We start from the raw sequence: 22,021 nt of genomic DNA, 5'->3' as shown, positions 1-22,021 counted from the left end.
GTAATATAGTCTCAGACCGTTTGCCGGCATGATGCCCCCCGATGACGGAACACCAAAACCGCGTATGAAAAAAAGATTCCCAACACTGCTGGCCACATTGATATGGACGGCACTATATAGCCAGCAATCGCTGGCTGACCTCGCTGAGCAATGTATGCTCGGTGTACCTACCTATGACCAACCATTGGTCACAGGCGATCCGAATCAGCTACCGGTCCGCATTAATGCGGCTAAAACCGAAGCCAACTACCCGGATAACGCACTGTTCACTGGCAATGTTATTGTCCAGCAAGGTAATCGCACGTTAACCGCTAATCAGGTTGAGCTGACGCAAGTACAAAAAACCGGTGAAGCTATCCCGGTGCGTACGGTCACCGCCACTGGCGACGTGAATTATGACGATCCGCAAATCAAGCTAAAAGGCCCCAAAGGCTGGTCAAACCTGAATACCAAAGACACTGATATGGATAAAGGTAAATATCAGATGGTCGGTCGACAGGGGCGTGGTGATGCAGATTTGATGAAATTACGGGGTCAGAATCGCTACACCATTCTGGAAAATGGTACTTTTACCTCCTGTCTGCCGGGTGATAATAGCTGGAGCGTCGTGGGTTCCGAAGTCATACACGACCGTGAGGAAGAAGTAGCGGAAATCTGGAATGCCCGCTTTAAAATTGGCAAGGTGCCGGTGTTCTACAGCCCGTATATGCAATTGCCGATCGGTGATAAGCGTCGCTCAGGTTTCCTGATCCCTAATGCTAAATACACCAGTAACAACGGCATCGAGTTTATGCTGCCGTACTACTGGAATATTGCGCCAAACTTTGATGCAACCATTACCCCGCACTATATGGAGCGCCGTGGGTTGCAGTGGCAGAATGAGTTCCGCTACCTGCTGGCACCTGGTTCAGGCACCATGGCGTTAGACTGGCTGCCAAGTGATCGTTTATACCACGGGCAAGATGGCAAAGAGCAAGACCCTACCCGCTGGTTATACTACTGGGGCCATTCCGGTGTAATGGATAAAGTCTGGCGTTTCAACGTCAACTACACGCGTGTGAGTGATCCCAATTACTTCACCGATTTAACGTCGCAATATGGCTCGACCACTGATGGCTATGCCACGCAAATATTCAGCGCAGGCTATGCCGACCAGAACTGGAATGCCACCCTGGCCTCAAAACAGTTCCAGGTGTTTAGTGATGCCGGTAATAGCAATGCTTACCGTGCCCAGCCGCAGCTGGATATGAATTACTACAAAAATGACATTGGTCCATTTGACTTGCATGTCTACGGGCAGGCCGCCAAATTCACTAGCGTTAATCTGAATAATCCGGAAGCCAGTCGTTTCCACATTGAGCCATCGGTTAACCTGCCACTGTCCAACAGTTGGGGGAGTTTGAATACCGAAGCCAAATTACTGGCGACTCATTACCAGCAGGATACCCCGACTGGTTTTGCCAACTACTATTCCAGCGTGAATAAGGGTGAAACAGCCCCAGATCTAAAAGACTCAGTTAACCGGGTGATGCCGCAATTTAAAGTTGATGGCAAAGTGGTATTTGATCGGCCAATGGATTTGAGCGAAGGATTCACCCAAACGCTAGAACCGCGCGTACAATATCTCTATGTTCCCTACCGGGATCAGGATGATATCTATATTTACGACACCACGTTGATGCAGTCGGACTACTCTGGCCTGTTCCGTGACCGTACCTATAGTGGCCTCGACCGCATTGCGTCGGCGAATCAGGTATCTACCGGTTTAACCACCCGCATATATGATGATGCACTGGTTGAACGATTTAATGCTTCTGTGGGTCAAATCTATTACTTCAGCCGTTCGCGTACAGGTAATAGCGAAACTATTGATAACAGTGATGATACCGGTAGCCTTGTTTGGGCTGGCGATACATTCTGGCGAATCAGTGATCAGTTTGGCCTGAAAGGTGGTGCGCAGTATGATACCCGTTTAGGGAATTTGACCCTGGGTAACGCGGTAATGGAGTATAGGAAAGACTCGGAGCGTATGATTCAATTGAATTATCGCTATGCTAGCCCAGAATATATTCAGGCCGCTGTCTCTAACGTGACCAGCCCAGGTTACCAACAGGGTATATCTCAGGTTGGTGCCACCGCCAGTTGGCCAATTGCCGACCGCTGGGCGTTGGTAGGATCGTATTACTACGATACTAAAGCTAATCAGCCCGCCAGCCAGCTTGTTGGCGTACAATACAACACCTGCTGTTGGGCGGTAAACTTGGGTTATGAGCGTAAAATCACCGGCTGGAACTCACAAACTGAAGCCAGTAAATATGATAACAGAGTCAGTTTTAACATCGAATTACGTGGTCTGAGTAGCGACCATAACCTGGGGACTGCACAAATGCTGCGCTCAGGTATTCTGCCTTATCAAAGTGCATTCTGATACTGTGTAACACACTGAATACAGTGAATTTTAACCCGCTAAAGCGGATTACATAAATGGAAAAGGTATGAAGAACTGGAGAACGCTTATTCTCGGATTGGTTGTCTGTGCCAATACCGCGTTCGCAGCACCACAAGAAGTTGATAAAGTTGCCGCAGTGGTCGATAACGGCGTTGTTCTGCAAAGTGATGTCGATGGTCTGTTGCAATCAGTAAAACTGAATGCACAGCAGGCCGGGCAGCAGGTTCCGGATGATGCAACCTTGCGCCATCAGATTCTTGAGCGCCTGATTATGGATAGTATCCAGTTGCAGATGGCCAAGAAAATGGGCATTACCGTCAGTGACGAAGCACTGGATAAAGCTATCGCGGATATTGCAGCACAAAACCGCATGACACCTGCCCAGATGCGCAGCCGCTTAGCGGCCGATGGCTTGAATTACGACACTTACCGTGAACAGATCCGTAAAGAGATGTTGACTTCAGAAGTGCGTAACAACGAAGTGCGCCGCCGGATAACTATCCTGCCGCAGGAAGTTGAATCATTGGCCAAACAGATTGGTAACCAGACCAGTGGTGATGCCGAGCTCAACCTCAGCCATATTCTGATCCCGCTGCCAGAGAATCCCTCTCAGCAGCAAGTTGATCAGGCAGAAGAGTTAGCGAACAAACTGGTGTCCGATATTAAAGGCGGCGCTGATTTTGGTAAATTGGCTATCGCCAACTCCGCTGACTCTCAAGCGCTGAAAGGCGGCCAGATGGGTTGGGGGAAATTGCAGGAGCTGCCTTCACTGTTTGCTGAAAAACTGCAATCTGCAAATAAAGGTGATGTGGTTGGCCCTATCCGTTCCGGTGTTGGGTTCCATATCCTGAAGGTGAATGATATCCGTGGTGCAGATAAAACGGTTTCGGTGACTGAAGTTCACGCACGCCACATCTTGCTCAAACCGTCACCGGTAATGACTGACGATCAGGCGCGCGCTAAGTTAGCGGCGGCGGCGGCTGACATTAAAAGCGGGAAAACGACCTTCGCCAATATTGCCAAAGAGATCTCTCAGGACCCAGGTTCTGCGGTGCAAGGGGGTGATCTCGGTTGGGCATCACCAGACATTTATGACCCTGCGTTCCGTGATGCTTTGATGAAGCTGCAAAAAGGCGAAATCAGCGCACCAGTTCACTCCTCTTTCGGCTGGCACTTAATTCAGGTTGTTGATACCCGCCAGGTCGACAAAACTGATGCTGCACAGAAAGATCGTGCCTACCGTATGCTCTTTAGCCGTAAATTCGCTGAAGAAGCACAAACCTGGATGCAAGAGCAGCGTGCTGCTGCTTACGTAAAAATTCTTGATGGTAGTAATGCACAACCACAATAAACGTATTGTCATTACCCCCGGCGAGCCTGCCGGGGTTGGGCCGGATTTAGTCGTCGCCCTAGCTCAACAGGATTGGCCTGTTGAGCTAGTGGTATGCGCTGATCCGGCCTTGCTACTGACACGTGCTGGCCAGCTAAATCTGCCTTTGCAGCTACGTGAGTATCAGCCAGATCAGCCTGCATCAGCACAGCAAGCTGGCTCCCTCACTATTTTCCCCGTGAAAACAGCGGCTGAGGTGACACCAGGCCAGCTTGATGTCAATAATAGCCACTATGTTGTGGAGACCTTGGCGAAAGCTTGTGATGGCGCGATAAGCGGCGAATTTGCCGCATTGGTGACAGGCCCAGTACAAAAAAGCATTATCAATGATGCCGGTATCCCTTTTATCGGGCATACCGAGTTCTTTGCTGATCGTAGCCACTGTCCACGGGTGGTGATGATGCTAGCAACAGAAGAGCTACGAGTTGCTCTGGCAACCACCCATCTGCCGTTGTTGGCAGTGCCGGGGGCCATCACTCAGGCCAGCTTGCATGAAGTGATCACCATTCTTGATGGTGACCTGAAAACCAAATTTGGCATTCAGCAGCCACAGATTTATGTCTGTGGGCTTAATCCTCATGCGGGTGAAGGTGGCCATATGGGCCATGAAGAGATCGATACCATTATTCCTGCGCTGAATGCATTACGTCAGCAGGGGATAAACCTTATCGGCCCTCTTCCCGCAGATACCCTATTCCAGCCCAAATATCTGCAACACGCCGATGCAGTACTCGCGATGTATCATGATCAGGGGCTACCGGTGCTGAAATATCAAGGATTTGGCCGCGCAGTCAATATCACTCTCGGTTTGCCTTTTATCCGCACCTCAGTGGATCACGGTACCGCTTTAGAACTCGCCGCAAGCGGATCTGCCGATGTCGGCAGCTTCATTACGGCATTAAACTTAGCCATTAAAATGATAAATAACAGCAATGAATAATAGAGTCCACCAAGGGCATTTTGCCCGCAAACGCTTTGGACAAAACTTTTTAAACGATCAGTTTGTCATCGACAGTATTGTCTCTGCTATCCACCCCGTTCCCGGTGAAGCGGTAGTTGAGATCGGCCCCGGTTTAGGTGCATTAACCGAGCCAGTCGCAGCACGAATGGATCGCATGACGGTTATTGAGCTGGATCGTGACTTAGCCGCTCGACTGGCTAGCCATCCTCAGTTAAAAGACAAACTCACCATCCATCAACAAGACGCGATGAAGGTCAATTTCGCTGAATTGGCGGAGCTTGCAGGGCAGCCATTGCGGGTGTTTGGTAACTTGCCATACAACATCTCCACCCCGCTGATGTTCCATCTTTTCAGCTATACTAATGCTATTCGTGACATGCATTTCATGTTACAAAAAGAGGTCGTTAACCGCTTGGTTGCCGGGCCTAACAGTAAAGCTTATGGCCGTTTGACCGTAATGGCGCAATACTATTGCAACGTTATCCCCGTGTTGGAAGTACCGCCAACTGCATTTACCCCGGCCCCGAAAGTTGATTCGGCTGTGGTGCGCTTGATTCCACATGTGAACATGCCAAACCCGGTGGGTGATGTGCGTATGCTTACCCGCATTACCACGCAAGCATTCAACCAACGCAGAAAAACAGTGCGTAACAGCTTAGGTGATCTATTCACTGCAGAGCAGTTAATCGAATTAGGTATTGACCCAATATTGCGGGCAGAGAACATTTCGGTAGCGCAGTACTGCAAGCTGGCGAACTGGCTTTCAGCCCAATCGACACCGCAAGAATAAGCAGGAGCAGATCATGATTGAACAGCCTCGCGTTTGTGTACAGGTGCAAAGTATCTATGTGGAAACCCAATCGATACCTGATGAAGAACGTTTCGTCTTTGCCTATACCGTGACAATTCGTAATTTAGGCCGTTCAAATGTGCAACTGATGGGCCGCTATTGGTTAATCACCAATAGTAATGGCCGGCAGACTGAAGTTCAGGGTGAAGGGGTTATCGGCGAACAGCCGCTGATCCTGCCAGGTAATGAGTTTCAATATACCAGCGGCGCTGTTTTAGAGACCCCGCTGGGTACCATGGAAGGGCACTATGAGATGGTTGACCACCTAGGTCAGGCTTTCCGTACTGCGATTCCGGTGTTCCGCTTAGCGATCCCTACCCTGATCCATTAATTCTGACCTCAACTATGTCTACTTATCTTATTGGCGATGTGCATGGCTGTCTTGATGAGTTGCTTGCGCTATTGGCGCAGGTAAACTTCGATCCGCAGCAGGATAGATTGTGGCTAACCGGTGATTTAGTCGCCCGTGGCCCAGCTTCACTTGATGTTTTACGCTATGTTCGCTCATTAGGCCCGGCGGTTCGTATGGTTCTGGGTAACCATGATCTGCATTTACTGGCCGTCTTTGCAGGCATCAGCCGCAATAAACCTAAAGATCGTATCACACCGCTGCTAGAAGCACCTGATGCTGACGAATTGATTAATTGGCTACGTCGCCAACCGGTTTTGCAGGTTGATGACGAGTTAAAATTAATCATGGCCCACGCGGGGATCACCCCACAATGGGATATAGAAACCGCCAAGATGTGCGCCCGTGAAGTCGAATCAGTATTAAGCAGTGACAGCTATCCGCTATTCCTTGATGCAATGTATGGTGATATGCCGAACAACTGGTCACCCGAATTGACCGGGCTGGGGCGCTTGCGCTTTAGCACCAATGCACTGACCCGTATGCGTTTCTGCTTCCCTAATGGGCAGTTGGATATGATTTGCAAAGATACGCCAGATAATGCCCCAGCCCCACTTAAACCTTGGTTCGAACTACCAAGGCTTGTCGATCCTGAATATTCGATTATTTTTGGTCACTGGGCATCACTGGAAGGTAAAGGTGTTCCGGAAGGTATTTATGGGCTGGATACGGGCTGCTGCTGGGGTGGCGACTTAACCATGCTCCGTTGGGAGGATAAACGTTATTTCACTCAACATGCATTTAAAGTTGCAGCCGAAACCAGTGGCGTTGATGACTCTGCCGCTGCATCAGAAGATCCACCAAACTACTTATAAAGTGGTGAGGGAGTAAAGCGTCCGCGCCAGGAATGGCGCGGGTCAAGCCTCTGGGGATATTTTTTCAAAGGGCAGACGGCATCTTTACAATCTACCTGTTCTCTCCGCAAGCGGCGCTTTGTCAATAACCTCAAAGCCCATTTTAGCTTTTCTGCAAAATCTAAATAGGGGCAATAGCCTTTAGCGACGTTCCAGAATCTCGAAGCAATAGCTGTGAGAGTTGGCTTCGTCCGCATCATGAAACTCGCTGAATGTGCTTTCCCACTCATCTGGTTCATAGTCAGGGAAATGGGTATCACCACCAACTTCAGCATCAATATGGGTTAGATACATGCGATTGGCACGGTCTAAAAATTGGTTATAGACTCGCCCCCCCCCCATGACCATCACCTCTTGCGCATCACCAGCGAAAGAGAGCGCCTCATCAATAGAGGTTGCCCAGGTCACACGGTCATCAGTGCCCGGTTGACTACTGATAACAATATTCAAGCGCCCCGGTAGAGGGCGACCAATGGATTCGAAAGTTTTACGGCCCATAATAACCGGCTTATTTAGCGTGTTACGTTTGAACCACGCTAAATCCGCAGGTAAGTGCCATGGCATGGCGTTTTCCATACCGATAACGCGATCCGCTGCCAGTGCAGCGATCAGGCTGATAATCATTGTTAAACCCTGTATGTAGGCTACAAGAGCCAGTACCGAAAAATTGCTCACACTATACGTAAAGCCGAAACCAGCGTCGATAGCGATAAGCAGGCTAATCACACATATAAGACAGCTCTTAGCCCGATACCAAAACAGAGAACAAAAAAAGCCTTATACACCAGGACGTTTGCGATATAGCCATAATCCCGGCAAAGATAAACCAATCGACAACGCACCAACAATAAATGATGCTTTCAAGAAATTAGTCACCATAGTGGACATCAATGCCTCGGTGTAACCCATATGCGAAATCTCCACCACTGATATCATCGCGGTATAAGCAGAGATTCCGGGGAACATTGGGATCACAGCAGCAACAGTGAAAACTTTGGGGTGCGCCAGTAGCCAGCGCGACCAATTAATCCCGATCACCCCAATCATAATCGAGGCCAATAACGAAGCCAGTTCGATATTCATGCCAAAATGAACCATCAACATGCGCGAACCGTGACCTATTGCCCCCAGTAGTGCGCAATAGCGCAATGCACGCACCGGCACATTAAACACCATCGCAAAACCCAATGCCGGAATGGCGGCCAACACCATATCTTGCAGTAACGCCCAGAGTAAACTCACGACCACCCCCGCAATCCCCAAAGCGCCATAGCAAATATCACCCCAATACAGGTGGATAGAGTAAGCAAACTGGCCATCGCCCAACGTGCTAACCCAGTATTAACATGCCCTTTGAACATATCCGCGACAGCATTAATCAGCGGGAAACCGGGTACCAAGAGCAATACACTGGCGGCCATCGCCACACTGGATGCCTCATGGAAAAAGGGTAGCCGCATCAATAAGCCAGATGCCGATGTCGCGACAAATGCTGTGATGCAGAAATTGATCAGCGGATTCATATGGCGAGCCGTCAGGCTTTGACGCACAAACATCGCCAACCCACTGGCAATAAAGGCGATGGAAAATGCATCCCAACCGCCGCCATTGAGTTTACTAAAGCAGCCACAAGACAGTGCGACCATCACAACCACCAGCCAGCGCGGATAACGCAGCGGTTTGATATTCTCAAAACGCTTATCTACCCCCTTCGCATCCAGCAGATGATGCTCCACCAAAATGACAATATGCTGAACCTCAGTGACCACCTGCATATTGATACCGCGGTCAGCATTTTTACGGGTAGAGGTCAGGCAATTACCCTGACTGATGGTGGTCAAAACAACCGCATTGGCTGAGATGGAGCTTTCGACACTGTCCATTCCCAGTGCGATACCCAAACGGGCAGATAGCTGCTCAACCAGCATACTTTCTGCGCCATGTTGCAACAGTAGCAGAGCGCATTTGATGCACAATCGTGTAATCTCCCGCTGCTGCTGATGCGGCACTTCACTGCTTATTACATTCTCCAGGCTCATATTTGTGCATCACTATCCGTCAAAAGAGTAAAAACCCGTCAAAAGAGCAAAAGATGAGTGCTCAATATCATCACTACCGACAATCAAACCATCACAGATAACTAATAAGGATAATGCAAGGAGAGTCCAGTGGCGCTATTATCGCCAGAACGCACCACTCTGACTGGGTAATCCTTATGCTTGAAACTTCATTATTCGTCGCAACTATTGCTACCTTAGGGATGCTCTCCCCCGGCCCCGATTTTTTTCTGGTCATTAAAAACGCCGCCCGCTATCGCCGCCCTGCAGCCATGATGACCGCACTCGGCGTCATTTTGGGTGTAGCCACACATATGTCTTACTGCGTGGCGGGTCTGGCCGTGGTTATCACCACCACCCCCTGGCTATTCAATCTGCTGAAATATGCCGGTGCCTGCTATTTGATTTGGATTGGTATCCAAGCCCTGCTGTCGCGGGGAGAGAGCAAGCTCAGTATTGATAACGCAGCATACTCTCCCATCACGCTGAAAGCCGCATTCTTGCAGGGATACCTTTGCAACTTATTGAATCCCAAAGCAACACTGTTCTTCCTCGCCGTTTTCACTCAAATATTGCAGATAGACTCCGGCGTGGGTGAAAAACTATGGTACGCCTCAATCATCTGGGTACTGGCCGTGATCTGGTGGCCTCTGCTGGTGATTCTGATTCAAAGTGCGCCAGTGCGCCGTGGTTTGGCAAAAGCACAAAAAGTGGTCGATAAGCTACTGGGTGGGCTATTAATCGGTTTGGGTATCAAAGTCGCTTTAAGCTAGTTAAACCGGCTGTGAGCCACCGGGCTATAAGCTACTCCCCATAACCCGCATGAATATTGATCTTCACCAATGTTGTTTATGAACAATACTATCGTTTATGAATAATACTTTTGCGCATAAGAAACACTGTATCTGCAAGTAAAAAGCGCGATCTTATAAATAATAAGCATAAAAAAGGGCGATGTTTCCATCGCCCCCTTTCTGACAACCAAAATTAGCCTTTCATATTCTTAATCTTGGCGTGCATCTCTTGCACTGAAATCACTTGTTCGGTTGGGTCTGCATTTAAGGCCATTGCCGTTGCAAAGCCACCATTCAAGGTGGTGTCGTAGTGCACCTTATATTGCAAAGCGCTGCGGCGGATCAGTTTGGAATCTTCAATCGCCTGACGCCCTGCCGTTGTATTCACGATATAGGTGTACTCGCCATTCTTAATACGGTCCTGAATGTGTGGACGGCCTTCATGCACCTTGTTGACCAAGCGCGGATTGATCCCTGCTTCGCCCAGCACCACCGCAGTACCGTGAGTCGCATCCAGTTCAAAGCCCTGTTTCAGCAGTTTCGCCGCCAGATCAACCACCCGATGCTTATCACCCTCACGAACCGATAACAGCGCCCGACCACTCTTTTTCATGCCTGATTGACTGCCCAGCATCGCTTTAGAGAAAGCTTCTGCGAAGGTACGGCCAACCCCCATGACTTCACCGGTAGAGCGCATTTCTGGCCCTAAAATCGGGTCAACACCAGGGAATTTATTAAACGGCAATACCACCTCTTTTACCGAGTAATAAGGCGGAATAATCTCTTCGGTAATACCTTGCTCAGCCAGTGACTGCCCCACCATCACGCGCGCGGCAATTTTTGCCAGTGGCATACCGGTCGCTTTAGAGACGAATGGTACGGTACGGGCCGCTCGTGGGTTAACTTCAATCAGGTAAACTTCATTGTTCTTGACCGCAAACTGCACGTTCATCAGGCCACGAACACACAACTCGAAGGCCAGTTTTTCTACTTGCTGGCGCATCACATCCTGAATCTCTTTGCTCAGGGTGTAGGCAGGCAATGAGCAGGCTGAGTCACCGGAGTGAACCCCAGCTTGCTCGATATGTTCCATAATGCCGCCGATGAGCACGCGCTCGCCGTCGCAAATGGCATCTACATCCACCTCAACCGCATCATCAAGGAAGCGGTCCAACAGCACCGGCGCATCGTTCGAGACACTCACCGCATTTTGGAAGTAACGGCGCAGGTCGACTTCGTCATACACGATCTCCATTGCGCGCCCACCCAAGACATAGGATGGGCGAACCACCAGCGGATAACCCAGACCGGTCGCTTTCTCTACGGCCTGTTCAATCGTGGCAACCGTGGCGTTCGCTGGCTGTTTCAGGCCCAGACGATTAACCGCCTGTTGGAAACGTTCACGGTCTTCAGCGCGGTCGATAGCATCCGGGCTAGTCCCAATCACTGGCACACCAGCCGCTTCCAATTCACGGGCCAATTTCAATGGCGTCTGGCCACCATACTGCACGATAACGCCCTGCGGCTTCTCGATACGCACGATTTCCAGCACATCTTCCAGCGTAACTGACTCGAAGTAGAGGCGATCAGAGGTGTCGTAGTCGGTTGATACTGTTTCTGGGTTACAGTTCACCATGATGGTTTCGTAACCATCTTCACGCAGCGCCAATGAGGCGTGCACGCAGCAATAGTCGAACTCAATCCCTTGGCCGATACGGTTCGGCCCGCCCCCCAGCACCATCACTTTCGGACGATCACTGGTTGGGTTGGATTCGCACTCTTCCTCGTAGGTAGAGTACATGTAGGCAGTATCGGTAGAGAACTCCGCCGCACAGGTGTCTACTCGCTTGTAGACCGGATGCAGACCATGCTTGTAGCGCAGTTTACGCACTTCGCTCTCCGCCGCGCCGACCAATTTCGCCAGACGAGCATCGGCAAAACCTTTGCGTTTCAACTGGCGCATAAACTCGGCATTCAGGCCATTAATGCCGCACTCCGCCACATTCTCTTCCAGGCGAACCAGCTCTTCAATCTGCACCAGGAACCAGCGATCAACGTTGGTCAGATTGAAAACGCCATCAACCGACATCCCAGCACGGAAGGCATCGGCGATGTACCAAATACGATCAGAACCCGCCTCTTTCAATTCACGACGAATTTTGGTCAGCGCTTCGGGGTCATCCAGACTCACTTTCGGATCAAAACCTGTTGCACCCACCTCCAAACCGCGCAGCGCTTTTTGCAGTGACTCCTGCAACGTGCGGCCAATAGCCATGACTTCACCGACAGATTTCATCTGCGTAGTCAGACGATCATTAGCACCGGCAAACTTTTCGAAGTTAAAGCGAGGGATCTTGGTCACAACGTAGTCAATGGATGGCTCGAAGGAGGCAGGGGTACGACCGCCAGTGATGTCATTCATCAACTCATCCAGCGTATAACCCACCGCCAGTTTGGCGGCAATCTTGGCAATCGGGAAGCCCGTTGCTTTAGAGGCCAGCGCGGAGGAGCGGGAGACACGTGGATTCATTTCAATCACAATCAAACGGCCATTTTTCGGGTTAACCGAGAACTGCACGTTAGAACCACCGGTTTCTACGCCGATTTCACGCAGTACTGCCATCGAGGCATTACGCATGATTTGATACTCTTTATCGGTCAGTGTTTGGGCAGGGGCGACAGTGATGGAGTCACCGGTATGGATACCCATGGCATCGAAGTTTTCGATGGCGCAGACGATGATACAGTTGTCGTTTTTATCGCGAACAACTTCCATCTCATACTCTTTCCAGCCAATCAGTGACTCATCGATCAGCAACTCTTTAGTTGGCGACAAATCCAGGCCGCGCTCACAAATTTCTTCAAACTCTTCGCGGTTATAAGCAATACCGCCACCCGTGCCACCCATGGTAAAAGAGGGGCGGATGATGCAAGGGAAGCCCACATCTGCCGCGACGGCCAGCGCTTCTTCCATATTATGGGCAATACCTGAGCGGGCGGTATCCAGACCAATTTTCTTCATCGCGATATCAAAGCGACGGCGGTCTTCTGCTTTATCAATGGCATCGGCGGTGGCACCAATCATGGTGACGCCAAATTCAGCCAGCACACCTTGGCGCTCCAGTTCCAGCGCACAGTTCAGTGCGGTTTGCCCCCCCATGGTTGGCAAAACAGCGTCTGGGCGCTCTTTTTCGATGATCTTACGCACCACTTCCCAGTGGATCGGCTCGATATAGGTTGCATCGGCCATCTCAGGGTCGGTCATGATGGTCGCGGGGTTTGAGTTCACCAGAATGACGCGGTAACCCTCTTCACGCAGCGCTTTACAAGCCTGAGCGCCGGAGTAGTCAAACTCACAAGCCTGGCCGATAACGATAGGGCCTGCGCCCAGAATCAGGATGCTTTTTATATCTGTACGTTTTGGCATGGTAATCGCTCCTGATTAATTATGGGTATGGCTAGCGGCGGTGGCGCGATAAGCTTCAATCAGCTCAATAAAGTGATCAAACAACGGGGCGGCATCATGTGGCCCTGGGCTGGCTTCTGGGTGACCCTGGAAGCTGAAGGCTGCTTTATCGGTGCGGTGAATCCCTTGCAGAGAACCATCAAATAGCGAAACGTGCGTCTTACGCAGGTTGGATGGCAATGTGCTTTCATCTACTGCGAAACCATGGTTCTGTGCAGTAATCATCACGCAATCTGCATCCAAATCTTTCACTGGATGGTTGCCACCGTGGTGACCAAACTTCATTTTTACCGTTTTTGCGCCACTGGCCAGTGCCAATAATTGGTGACCTAAGCAGATACCAAACACCGGGATATCGGTTTCCAGGAAGCGCTTAATCGCCGCGATCGCATAGTCGCATGGCTCTGGGTCCCCTGGGCCGTTGGACAAGAAAATGCCATCTGGATTCAGCTTCAGAACCTCTGAAGCCGGGGTTTGCGCCGGAACCACCGTCAGGCGGCAACCGCGATCGACCAGCATACGCAGGATATTGCGTTTCACACCGTAATCGTAAGCCACGACGTGGAAGGGCAAATCTTCTGGCTGCTGCGCTGCAGGCAGATCATCTTCCAGTGTCCAACTGCCTTGCAGCCACTTATAGCTATCCTTGGTGGTCACTTCTTTCGCCAAATCCATCCCTTTCAAACCGGGGAAGGCTTTCGCTTTTTCCAACGCCAAAGCGGCATCAGATAAGTCACCCACAATAATGCAGCCGTTTTGCGCACCTTTCTCACGCAGCAACCGGGTCAGCTTGCGGGTATCGATATCAGCAATCGCCACAATGTTGTGACGTTTGAGATACTCAGCTAAGCCTTCTTCACTGCGGTAGTTGCTGGCGATCAATGGCAGGTCACGAATAACAAGACCTTGGGCGTGTACTGCGGAGGATTCTTCATCGGAGGCATTAGTGCCGACATTGCCGATATGAGGATAAGTAAGAGTAACGATCTGGCGGGAGTAGGAAGGATCAGTGAGGATTTCTTGATAACCGGTCATCGACGTATTGAAGACCACTTCCCCCACTGCCGTACCCTCTGCCGTACCCTCTGCCCCGATGGCCCGACCGTGAAATTGGGTTCCGTCTTCGAGAACCAATAGCGCTGACTTAATCAAAACACCCTCCAAGGAATAAACAGTCACATTATTTGCATATTAATTCACATCTAGCGATCTAAATCAATGCAAAAACCGCCCTCAAAGCTAATTTTTGGCAAATTGGGCGCATTTTAATGATGAGTGATGCTCTTGTCTAGCCAAAATGCCACTTCTTCTCTATTTTTTGCCGTTCTCATCAAAAATAGTGGGTTATAGCGACAAAAACAGATGCTAACTTAACATAGTAAACGGTTGCGAGGGTAAGTGACTGGAAAATATCCTTCTGGGGAGATAAAAATCAGTACCAGTGCCTAATGAGAGGATAAAAAGATAGGAAATCAGATGAAAACATGAAAAAACAGATATTACATAATGAATAACTGACAAAACACTCTATTTAATTAGAAAATAAAAAAGGACAATAAAATATTGCCCTATTATCAAATGATTATGATAAAAACAACCACATCACTGGCTGTGCTTTACACCTTTAAAGTTGATTCAAATTCAGTACATCTCGCATATCAAACTGACCATTATCATGCTCAGACACCCAAATCGCAGACTTAACTGCACCATTGGCAAATGTCATGCGGCTGGTTGCTTTATGTGTGATTTCAACCCGCTCGCCAATGTCAGCAAACATCGCGGTATGTTCACCAACGATATCGCCAGCCCGCACCGTCGCAAAGCCTATCGTGCCGGGTTTACGCTCACCGGTATGACCTTCACGACTATAGACTGCATGATCTTTTAGTGACCAGCCCAATGAATCGGCAATAGCTTCGCCCATGGCAAGAGCCGTCCCTGAAGGCGCATCAACTTTGTGTCTGTGGTGCGCTTCAATAATCTCGATATCGGTGTAGTCGCCCATCACTTTTGCTGCTTTTTCGAGCAACTTGAGCACTACATTCACCCCAACACTGAAGTTGGCCGCGAAGACAATGCCAATATCAGCTGCCGCTGCACTGATGGCCGCCTTACCTGCATCATCAAAGCCAGTTGTGCCGATAACCATCGCTTTGCGGTGCTGACGGCAAATGGCTAAATGTACCAGCGTACCTTCTGGGCGAGTAAAATCGATCAACACATCAAAATGGTCAATTACACTTAATAAATCATCACTTACAGCAATACCTAGCAAGCCTGTTCCGGCCAACTCACCAGCGTCACTGCCGACCAAAGTGGAGCCGACGCGCTCAACTGCTGCCCCCAACACAACGCCATCTGTCTGGGTAATTGCCTGAATAAGTTGCCGGCCCATACGGCCACCCGCGCCGACAACAGCGATACGAATAGTTGAATTGGTCATGATTGCTCCTAATGTTGTGTCATCTACCCTGACAAGAGTTCAGATTAGCCGCCCGCTATGGACTCTGCCAGTCTATTTAATCTGTATTAGAAAAAAATGATATACGTTCACTTTTATCAGCAATACCACTTAGCGGCTTAAATAGCGCCAATTGATCTCACTTCAGCAGCGCCCAACTCATCTGGCCTCAATGCCATAGCGCTTAGTCTGCCATTTTGGTGTTATTCCGCATATTCATTCAGTTAAGGCGCAATATATTCCATCGCTCACGATTATGGGTTCTGCTGGATCTACCTTGCCACCATAATAAAAATGCCGTTTTGCCGATAAAAAAAGCAGCCACTGAGGGCTGCTGATATCACTTAACGAATACATGCTGAGAAATTAAAAGTGAGGTTAATCGATCTGTTTAATATCAACACGTAATTCTTTGGGAACTTCGAAGACAATACTCTCTTCGCGGCCACTAAGTTCAATGGAGCCGCCGGCGCCGAGTGCTTGCAGGCGAGCAATCACTTGCTGTACCAGTATATCCGGGGCCGAGGCACCTGCCGTGACACCAATCCGCGCCGCTCCCAGCAACCATGACTCTTGGATATCAACCGCAGAGTCAATCAGGTAGGCCGGTTTCCCCATGCGCTGTGCCAGTTCGGCTAAACGGTTGGAGTTAGATGAGTTTTTCGAGCCAACCACCAGCACCAGATCGGCATCATTCGCCAAATTCCGCACCGCTTCTTGCCGGTTGGTAGTGGCGTAGCAGATATCATCTTTACGCGGGCCAACAATCTTCGGAAAACGTTTATGTAAGGCATCGATAACCGCAGAGGTGTCGTCGACAGACAAGGTCGTCTGTGTCATAAAGCACAGATTATTCTCGTCTTTTACATTCAGCCCCCAGACATCATCCGGTGACTCAACCAGATACATCCCCCCTTTCGGGTTACTGTATTGCCCCATCGTCCCTTCGACTTCTGGATGACCTGCGTGGCCTATCAGGATAGCTTCTTTACCTTTACGACTGGCGCGCGCAACCTCCATGTGCACCTTAGTCACCAACGGGCAGGTCGCATCAAACAGCATCGTCAACTTACGCTCACGGGCTTCTGCGCGAACGGCCTGCGAAACGCCATGGGCCGAGAAAATCAGAATGGAGCCATCGGGCACCTCAGAGATCTCTTCGATAAAGATAGCCCCGCGCTCACGCAGGCTATCAACCACATAGCGGTTATGGACCACTTCATGCCGCACATAAATTGGCGCGCCATACATCTCGATAGCACGCTCAACAATACTGATAGCCCGATCAACGCCTGCGCAAAAGCCGCGTGGATTAGCCAGCAATATCTGCATGGATAGCCTCCTGTTGGGGGTCAATCTCCAGCACTTCAATTTCAAAGCTGACGACATGCCCTGCCAACGGGTGATTAAAATCAACAGTAATGGACTCTTCTGCCACCTCTCGCACCACACCTGGCATTTCACTGCCATCGCGAGCGGTAAACAGCATGATGGTACCAGCATCTGGCACCCCGGTTAGCGCAAAGTCACGCTGAGTAAAATACTGAACCAGATCAGGACTTTCTAAGCCAAACGCATCTTCAGGTTGTAAAGTGAAAGTGTGCTTAGCACCCACTTTCAAACCAATCAGCTGCTGCTCTAGCGCGTCAGAAAGACTATCATCACCTAAACGAAACAGCGCAGGCTTCCCGTGAATATGGGTTGATTCAGCCGTGGAGCCATCTTCCAGCTTCAGAGTAAAGTGCACCAGTACAGCACTGCTGTCTTGTACCTGATAGCCTTGTACAACTTCGGACATATCACTCACCTTTATCAATCGCCGTTTTATCAGCCGGACTCAAGAAGCCTTCAAATATCACCAACGCAGCACCAATGCAGATCGCGACATCAGCTAGATTGAACGTCGGGAAATGCCAGTTATTGACGTAAAAATCGATGAAGTCGTTCACTGCGCCATGCACTAAGCGGTCAAATAAGTTGCCGAGTGCACCACCGATAATTAATGCGTATGCACAGTTTATCAGGCGTTGTTTTGCTGTTGAGCGATACATCATCACCATCAATATAACTGAGATGCCGATGGCTATCCCAGCAAAGAACCAGCGCTGCCAGCCACTTTTGTCCGCCAGGAAGCTAAATGCCGCGCCATAATTCTGTGCGTAAGTCATATTGAAAAAAGGAATCAGTGGCATAGATTCATACAGCGCAAAGTGGGTCATGACCCACTGTTTGCTGCCAAGATCCAAAATCACCACCAGCACCGCCAGCCATAGCCAGCGCAATCCGGTCGAACAAATTGGCTTACTCATTAGGCAAATTTACGCTCTTCACCGTCACCGGCAACGTTAGTGACACAGCGGCCGCACAGCTCAGCATGTTCCGCTACCAAACCGACGTCTTGAGTGTAGTGCCAGCAACGTGGGCACTTCTCACCGTCAGCTTTATTAAAGGTAATTTTCAGCCCTGCAATCAGTTCACTTTGCAGCGCATCATCACCTGCTTCGGCATAATCTGCGACTTTCGCAGCAGAGGTCAGTAACACAAAGCGCAATTCGTCCTGCAAACTGTTCAAACGTGCAGCCAATTCAGACTCTGCGTATAGGGTCACTGCGGCTTCCAGAGAACCGCCGATACGTTTATCGCTACGGGCTTGCTCTAAGACTTTGTTCACTTCGCCACGGACTTTCAACAGCTCGGCCCAGAAAGTATCGTTCATGCTCTCGTCGCCCGCCAATCCGAACAGCCCGTCATACCACTCTTCAGTGAAGACGTATTGCGGACGTTCCCCTGGCAGTTGATTCCAGATCTCGTCTGCAGTGAAGGACATGATTGGTGCCATCCAGCGAACCAATGCTTCGGCGATATGGAATAGCGCAGTCTGGCAGCTACGGCGGGCAACGCTGTCGCCTTTCGCGGTGTACTGGCGGTCTTTGATGATATCCAGATAGAAGGAGCCCATCTCAACCGAACAGAACTGCATCAATCGCTGTACCACCAAGTGGAAATCATAATTTTCATACGCTGCCATGATCTCGGCTTGAGCGGCTTGAGCACGGCCCACGGCCCAGCGATCTACCACCACCATCTCTTCGGGTTTCACCTGATGCTGCGCTGGATCAAAACCATTCAGGTTAGCCAGCAAGAAGCGCGCGGTGTTACGGATACGGCGATAGGAGTCAGCGGAACGTTTCAGAATTTCGTCAGAAACAGCGATTTCGCCGGTATAGTCAGTCGATGCCACCCACAAGCGCAGAATGTCGCCACCCAGTTTGTTCATCACATCTTGCGGGCTGATGGTGTTGCCGATGGATTTGGACATTTTACGGCCCTGACCATCAACGGTGAAGCCGTGAGTCAGCACCTGACGATAAGGCGCTTTGCCCTTCATCGCGGTTGCAATCATCAGTGACGACATAAACCAACCACGGTGCTGGTCAGAACCTTCCAGATACATATCTGGGCTATGACCACCAAACTCTGGGCGCACGTCAACCACCGAAGAGTGAGTTGAACCTGAGTCAAACCAGACGTCTAGCGTGTCTGGCACTTTGGTGTAATCGGCAGCATCGGCACCTAAAATCTCAGCAAGATCCAGATCCCACCATGCTTGAATACCGTCTTGCTCAACACGTTTGGCCACTTCTTCCATCAGCTCAGTGCTGCGCGGGTGAAGTGCTTCGGTCTCTTTGTGCACAAACAGAGACATCGGCACGCCCCAAGTACGCTGGCGCGAAATACACCAATCTGGGCGATTAGCCACCATGGTTTCGATACGCGCCTGGCCCCAATCTGGGATCCACTGCACACCTTTGATCTCTTCCAGTGACTGCTTACGCAAACCTTTCTGATCCATGCTGATAAACCATTGTGGCGTAGCACGGAAGATAATTGGCGTTTTGTGACGCCAGCAGCATGGGTAGCTGTGGACCAGTTTTTCAACTTTCAGCAGTGCGCCTTTCTCGCGCAGCAGCTCAACGATCACATCGTTGGCTTTAAACACAAACAGACCATCTAGCGTTGGATAAGTCCCCGCCAAATAGCAGCCGTTCGGGCCAACCGGATTCGCCACTTCCAAACCATATTTTTGACCGATAACAAAGTCATCTGGGCCATGGCCTGGGGCCGTGTGCACCGCGCCAGTACCGGCATCCAGTGTTACGTGATCGCCTAAAATCGCCGGGACGTCAAAGCCCATAAACGGATGGTTAAAGCGCAGCAGTTCGAGATCAGCGCCTTTGCAGCTTCCCAACACCGCCCATTCAGCGATACCGGCGCGCTTCATAACACTCTCAACCAGATCTTCCGCCAGAATCAGGCATTCGCCGTCAACCTGCACCAGTTGATAGATGTACTCAGCATTCAGCGAAATTGCACGGTTGGCGGGCAGGGTCCATGGCGTGGTAGTCCAGATAACCAGTGAAATTGGGCCGTTGACCTGAGTTGCGCCAAATTTTGCACTCACGGCGGCAGCATCGACGGCATTAAAACGCACATCAATAGAAGGTGAGGTTTTGTCGTAATATTCAACTTCAGCTTCAGCCAATGAGGAGCCGCAATCAGTACACCAATGTACCGGCTTCGCGCCTTTGTGCAGGTGGCCGTTATCAATGATTTTGCTTAACGCACGAATGATATTGGCTTCGGTTTTGAAATCCATCGTCAAATAGGGATGGTCCCAATCGCCCAATACGCCCAGGCGGATAAAGTCCGCTTTCTGGCCTTCAACCTGTTCAGCCGCATATTTGCGGCAGGCAGCACGGAACTCCGCGGCACTAACTTTCTCGCCCGGCTTACCAATTAGCTGCTCAACTTTTAACTCGATCGGCAGACCGTGGCAGTCCCAACCTGGGATATAAGGTGAGTCGTAGCCAGCCATTCCTTTCGATTTAACAATAATATCTTTGAGAATTTTGTTAACAGAGTGACCAATGTGAATGTTGCCGTTCGCATAAGGAGGGCCGTCGTGCAAAATAAAGGTCTTTTTACCTTTCTTGGCCGTACGAACAATCCCATACAGATCCTGCTCATACCAACGTTTCAGCATGTCAGGTTCACGCTTAGCCAGATCGCCGCGCATCGGGAACCCTGTTTCAGGTAAATTCAGGGTATTCTTGTAGTCACTCATTAGATTCTCGGTTCCGTTTCGGCTAGAAATATTAAACCGGTGTCTTTAGCCCGAAAAATGTTCGGGCCGTCACCACATCATTGGCGATTTGCTGCTTCAGGGCATCGAGCGAAGCAAAACGCTGTTCATTGCGCAGTTTTGCGCGGAGCACCACATCAATATGACGCCCATAAAGATCCATTGTGACATCAAGCAGATGAACCTCTAGCTGCTGGCGAACACCGGCAACAGTAGGCCGGGTGCCAATATTGGCAACACCGGGCAATGGCTCTGGACCCAAGCCATAAACATCAACCGCATACACTCCTTTTACCGGAGCGACTAAACGTTTTAACGGCAAATTCGCCGTGGGGAAGCCAATCGTCCGCCCCAGTTCATCACCGTGAACCACACGGCCAGAAATACTGTACGGGTGACCAAGTAACACCTCAGCCTGCACCAGATCGTCATCATGAAGCGCCTGACGAATCGCGGTGCTGCTAATGCGTAACCCGCTGTCACAGAAGCTGTCAGTGCTGATGACATCAAAGCCAAATTCAGCCCCCGCCTGTTGTAACAGCTGAAAATCCCCCTGACGCTCTGCGCCAAAGCGGAAATCATCGCCAACCGTTAAAAACTTAACACCCAACTTCTCTACCAGCAACTGAGCAACGAAAGCTTGCGCAGTATTCGCTGCAAAACGCGGATCAAATTTAACGCACAATAAGTAGTCAACACCCGCTTCGGCCAGATATCGAGCTTTATCACGCAAGCGCGTCAGCCGTGCTGGTGCTTTGTCCGCTGCAAACAATTCCAGTGGTTGCGGTTCAAATATCATGACCATAACGGGCAGCCCTAAACGCTGACCTTCGCGCTTTAACTGCTCCAATAGGGCTTGATGTCCGCGATGGACACCATCAAAGTTACCGATAGTTAGCACGCAACCATGGTGGCGTGCCCGGATATTATGTATACCGCGAATTAGCTCCATAGCTGGCTCAAAACAGTGGAAATCGCCGGATTATACCTTGTACAGCGGTTAAGGTTAACCCGCGATTGGCACCTTTAATCGAAAGTCATACCATTTTGCCAATATTATGCAGGTAAAATCCCTTTTACTGACTTTATCCTGTAGAATACGCTCGCCGTTGAATACAGAAGCAGGCTGAGATTTTTACAAGAACCACCGTCGAATCCCTTCGAGGCAGTGAACTGTGGAATTT

At 50.1% G+C, this 22,021-nt stretch carries 18 protein-coding genes; 7 read left to right on the top strand and 11 right to left on the bottom strand.

Annotated elements, in window-relative coordinates; genetic code table 11:
- The first annotated feature begins 64 nt into the window (after positions 1-64).
- The 6 genes from lptD (at position 65) to apaH (ending at position 6,874) form a co-directional block, all read left to right on the top strand.
- A complete protein-coding gene (lptD, locus tag HRK25_RS09560; RefSeq protein WP_032896312.1) occupies positions 65-2,428 on the top strand; it encodes an LPS assembly protein LptD in 2,364 nt (787 codons plus the stop codon).
- A gap of 67 nt (positions 2,429-2,495) precedes the next feature.
- Complete coding sequence (gene surA / locus HRK25_RS09555; protein WP_005270592.1) at positions 2,496-3,800, top strand: peptidylprolyl isomerase SurA; 1,305 nt, start codon at positions 2,496-2,498, stop codon at positions 3,798-3,800.
- Positions 3,784-4,779 (top strand): 4-hydroxythreonine-4-phosphate dehydrogenase PdxA, encoded by a 996-nt coding sequence (gene pdxA, locus HRK25_RS09550; RefSeq protein WP_032896315.1) that lies wholly within the window; start codon positions 3,784-3,786, stop codon positions 4,777-4,779. Before surA ends, pdxA begins: the two co-directional genes overlap by 17 nt.
- Positions 4,772-5,590 carry a 16S rRNA (adenine(1518)-N(6)/adenine(1519)-N(6))-dimethyltransferase RsmA gene (rsmA, locus tag HRK25_RS09545; RefSeq protein WP_032814549.1) on the top strand — a complete coding sequence of 273 codons (819 nt, stop codon included), beginning with the start codon at positions 4,772-4,774 and terminating at the stop codon, positions 5,588-5,590. Before pdxA ends, rsmA begins: the two co-directional genes overlap by 8 nt.
- 13 nt (positions 5,591-5,603) lie before the next feature.
- The gene (gene apaG / locus HRK25_RS09540) at positions 5,604-5,981 is read left to right on the top strand and encodes a Co2+/Mg2+ efflux protein ApaG (protein ID WP_005270600.1); all 378 of its coding nucleotides are present in this window, start codon (positions 5,604-5,606) and stop codon (positions 5,979-5,981) included.
- A 14-nt stretch (positions 5,982-5,995) separates the two neighbouring features.
- Positions 5,996-6,874, top strand: coding sequence for a bis(5'-nucleosyl)-tetraphosphatase (symmetrical) ApaH (gene apaH / locus HRK25_RS09535; protein ID WP_005270602.1), 879 nt, complete (start codon positions 5,996-5,998; stop codon positions 6,872-6,874).
- Positions 6,875-7,054: 180 nt separating this feature from the next.
- On the opposite strand, the gene folA is transcribed toward apaH, so the two are convergent.
- From folA to HRK25_RS09520, 3 genes are all read right to left on the bottom strand, one after another.
- The gene (folA, locus tag HRK25_RS09530) at positions 7,055-7,537 is read right to left on the bottom strand and encodes a type 3 dihydrofolate reductase (RefSeq protein ID WP_005270605.1); all 483 of its coding nucleotides are present in this window, start codon (positions 7,535-7,537) and stop codon (positions 7,055-7,057) included.
- Positions 7,538-7,690: 153 nt separating this feature from the next.
- Positions 7,691-8,155 carry a threonine/serine exporter gene (locus HRK25_RS09525; RefSeq protein WP_032814552.1) on the bottom strand — a complete coding sequence of 155 codons (465 nt, stop codon included), beginning with the start codon at positions 8,153-8,155 and terminating at the stop codon, positions 7,691-7,693.
- A complete protein-coding gene (locus HRK25_RS09520) occupies positions 8,152-8,952 on the bottom strand; it encodes a threonine/serine exporter family protein (protein ID WP_005270607.1) in 801 nt (266 codons plus the stop codon). Before HRK25_RS09520 ends, HRK25_RS09525 begins: the two co-directional genes overlap by 4 nt.
- Positions 8,953-9,128: 176 nt before the next feature.
- Here HRK25_RS09520 and HRK25_RS09515 point away from each other — a divergent pair, with 176 nt between their 5' ends.
- Positions 9,129-9,743, top strand: a complete 615-nt coding sequence (locus tag HRK25_RS09515) for a LysE family transporter (RefSeq protein ID WP_005270610.1) — start codon at positions 9,129-9,131, stop codon at positions 9,741-9,743.
- Between the two features lie 214 nt (positions 9,744-9,957).
- Here the strand turns inward: HRK25_RS09515 and carB are convergent, their stop codons facing one another.
- The 8 genes from carB to ribF form a co-directional block, all read right to left on the bottom strand.
- Positions 9,958-13,191, bottom strand: a complete 3,234-nt coding sequence (gene carB, locus HRK25_RS09510) for a carbamoyl-phosphate synthase large subunit (RefSeq protein WP_005270612.1) — start codon at positions 13,189-13,191, stop codon at positions 9,958-9,960.
- Between the two features lie 15 nt (positions 13,192-13,206).
- The gene (gene carA / locus HRK25_RS09505) at positions 13,207-14,382 is read right to left on the bottom strand and encodes a glutamine-hydrolyzing carbamoyl-phosphate synthase small subunit (protein WP_032896320.1); all 1,176 of its coding nucleotides are present in this window, start codon (positions 14,380-14,382) and stop codon (positions 13,207-13,209) included.
- 472 nt (positions 14,383-14,854) lie between these two features.
- On the bottom strand, positions 14,855-15,676 hold the full coding sequence (gene dapB / locus HRK25_RS09500; RefSeq protein WP_005270615.1) for a 4-hydroxy-tetrahydrodipicolinate reductase: 822 nt from the start codon (positions 15,674-15,676) through the stop codon (positions 14,855-14,857).
- Positions 15,677-16,072: 396 nt separating this feature from the next.
- Positions 16,073-17,026, bottom strand: coding sequence for a 4-hydroxy-3-methylbut-2-enyl diphosphate reductase (gene ispH, locus HRK25_RS09495; protein WP_032896324.1), 954 nt, complete (start codon positions 17,024-17,026; stop codon positions 16,073-16,075).
- Positions 17,007-17,492 carry an FKBP-type peptidyl-prolyl cis-trans isomerase gene (fkpB, locus tag HRK25_RS09490; protein ID WP_005270622.1) on the bottom strand — a complete coding sequence of 162 codons (486 nt, stop codon included), beginning with the start codon at positions 17,490-17,492 and terminating at the stop codon, positions 17,007-17,009. Before fkpB ends, ispH begins: the two co-directional genes overlap by 20 nt.
- 1 nt (position 17,493) lies before the next feature.
- The gene (gene lspA / locus HRK25_RS09485; protein WP_032896334.1) at positions 17,494-18,003 is read right to left on the bottom strand and encodes a signal peptidase II; all 510 of its coding nucleotides are present in this window, start codon (positions 18,001-18,003) and stop codon (positions 17,494-17,496) included.
- A complete protein-coding gene (gene ileS, locus HRK25_RS09480) occupies positions 18,003-20,819 on the bottom strand; it encodes an isoleucine--tRNA ligase (protein ID WP_005270627.1) in 2,817 nt (938 codons plus the stop codon). Before ileS ends, lspA begins: the two co-directional genes overlap by 1 nt.
- 31 nt (positions 20,820-20,850) lie before the next feature.
- The gene (gene ribF, locus HRK25_RS09475) at positions 20,851-21,789 is read right to left on the bottom strand and encodes a bifunctional riboflavin kinase/FAD synthetase (protein WP_032896336.1); all 939 of its coding nucleotides are present in this window, start codon (positions 21,787-21,789) and stop codon (positions 20,851-20,853) included.
- Positions 21,790-22,021: the final 232 nt, after the last annotated feature.

It is taken from the genome of Yersinia bercovieri ATCC 43970 (assembly GCF_013282745.1).
Lineage (GTDB): Bacteria > Pseudomonadota > Gammaproteobacteria > Enterobacterales > Enterobacteriaceae > Yersinia > Yersinia bercovieri.
Note: the sequence above shows the minus strand (reverse complement) of the source record. Positions and strands in the feature narration are given on the sequence as shown.

Coding starts and splice junctions, on each gene's coding strand:
- rsmA (WP_032814549.1), top strand. CDS start 4,772: ATGAATAATAGAGTCCACCAAGGGCATTTTGCCCGCAAACGCTTTGGA.
- ispH (WP_032896324.1), bottom strand. CDS start 17,026: ATGCAGATATTGCTGGCTAATCCACGCGGCTTTTGCGCAGGCGTTGAT.
- fkpB (WP_005270622.1), bottom strand. CDS start 17,492: ATGTCCGAAGTTGTACAAGGCTATCAGGTACAAGACAGCAGTGCTGTA.
- HRK25_RS09515 (WP_005270610.1), top strand. CDS start 9,129: ATGCTTGAAACTTCATTATTCGTCGCAACTATTGCTACCTTAGGGATG.
- pdxA (WP_032896315.1), top strand. CDS start 3,784: ATGCACAACCACAATAAACGTATTGTCATTACCCCCGGCGAGCCTGCC.
- ileS (WP_005270627.1), bottom strand. CDS start 20,819: ATGAGTGACTACAAGAATACCCTGAATTTACCTGAAACAGGGTTCCCG.
- dapB (WP_005270615.1), bottom strand. CDS start 15,676: ATGACCAATTCAACTATTCGTATCGCTGTTGTCGGCGCGGGTGGCCGT.
- lspA (WP_032896334.1), bottom strand. CDS start 18,003: ATGAGTAAGCCAATTTGTTCGACCGGATTGCGCTGGCTATGGCTGGCG.
- folA (WP_005270605.1), bottom strand. CDS start 7,537: ATGATTATCAGCCTGATCGCTGCACTGGCAGCGGATCGCGTTATCGGT.
- apaG (WP_005270600.1), top strand. CDS start 5,604: ATGATTGAACAGCCTCGCGTTTGTGTACAGGTGCAAAGTATCTATGTG.
- HRK25_RS09520 (WP_005270607.1), bottom strand. CDS start 8,952: ATGAGCCTGGAGAATGTAATAAGCAGTGAAGTGCCGCATCAGCAGCAG.
- carB (WP_005270612.1), bottom strand. CDS start 13,191: ATGCCAAAACGTACAGATATAAAAAGCATCCTGATTCTGGGCGCAGGC.
- lptD (WP_032896312.1), top strand. CDS start 65: ATGAAAAAAAGATTCCCAACACTGCTGGCCACATTGATATGGACGGCA.
- apaH (WP_005270602.1), top strand. CDS start 5,996: ATGTCTACTTATCTTATTGGCGATGTGCATGGCTGTCTTGATGAGTTG.
- surA (WP_005270592.1), top strand. CDS start 2,496: ATGAAGAACTGGAGAACGCTTATTCTCGGATTGGTTGTCTGTGCCAAT.
- ribF (WP_032896336.1), bottom strand. CDS start 21,789: ATGGAGCTAATTCGCGGTATACATAATATCCGGGCACGCCACCATGGT.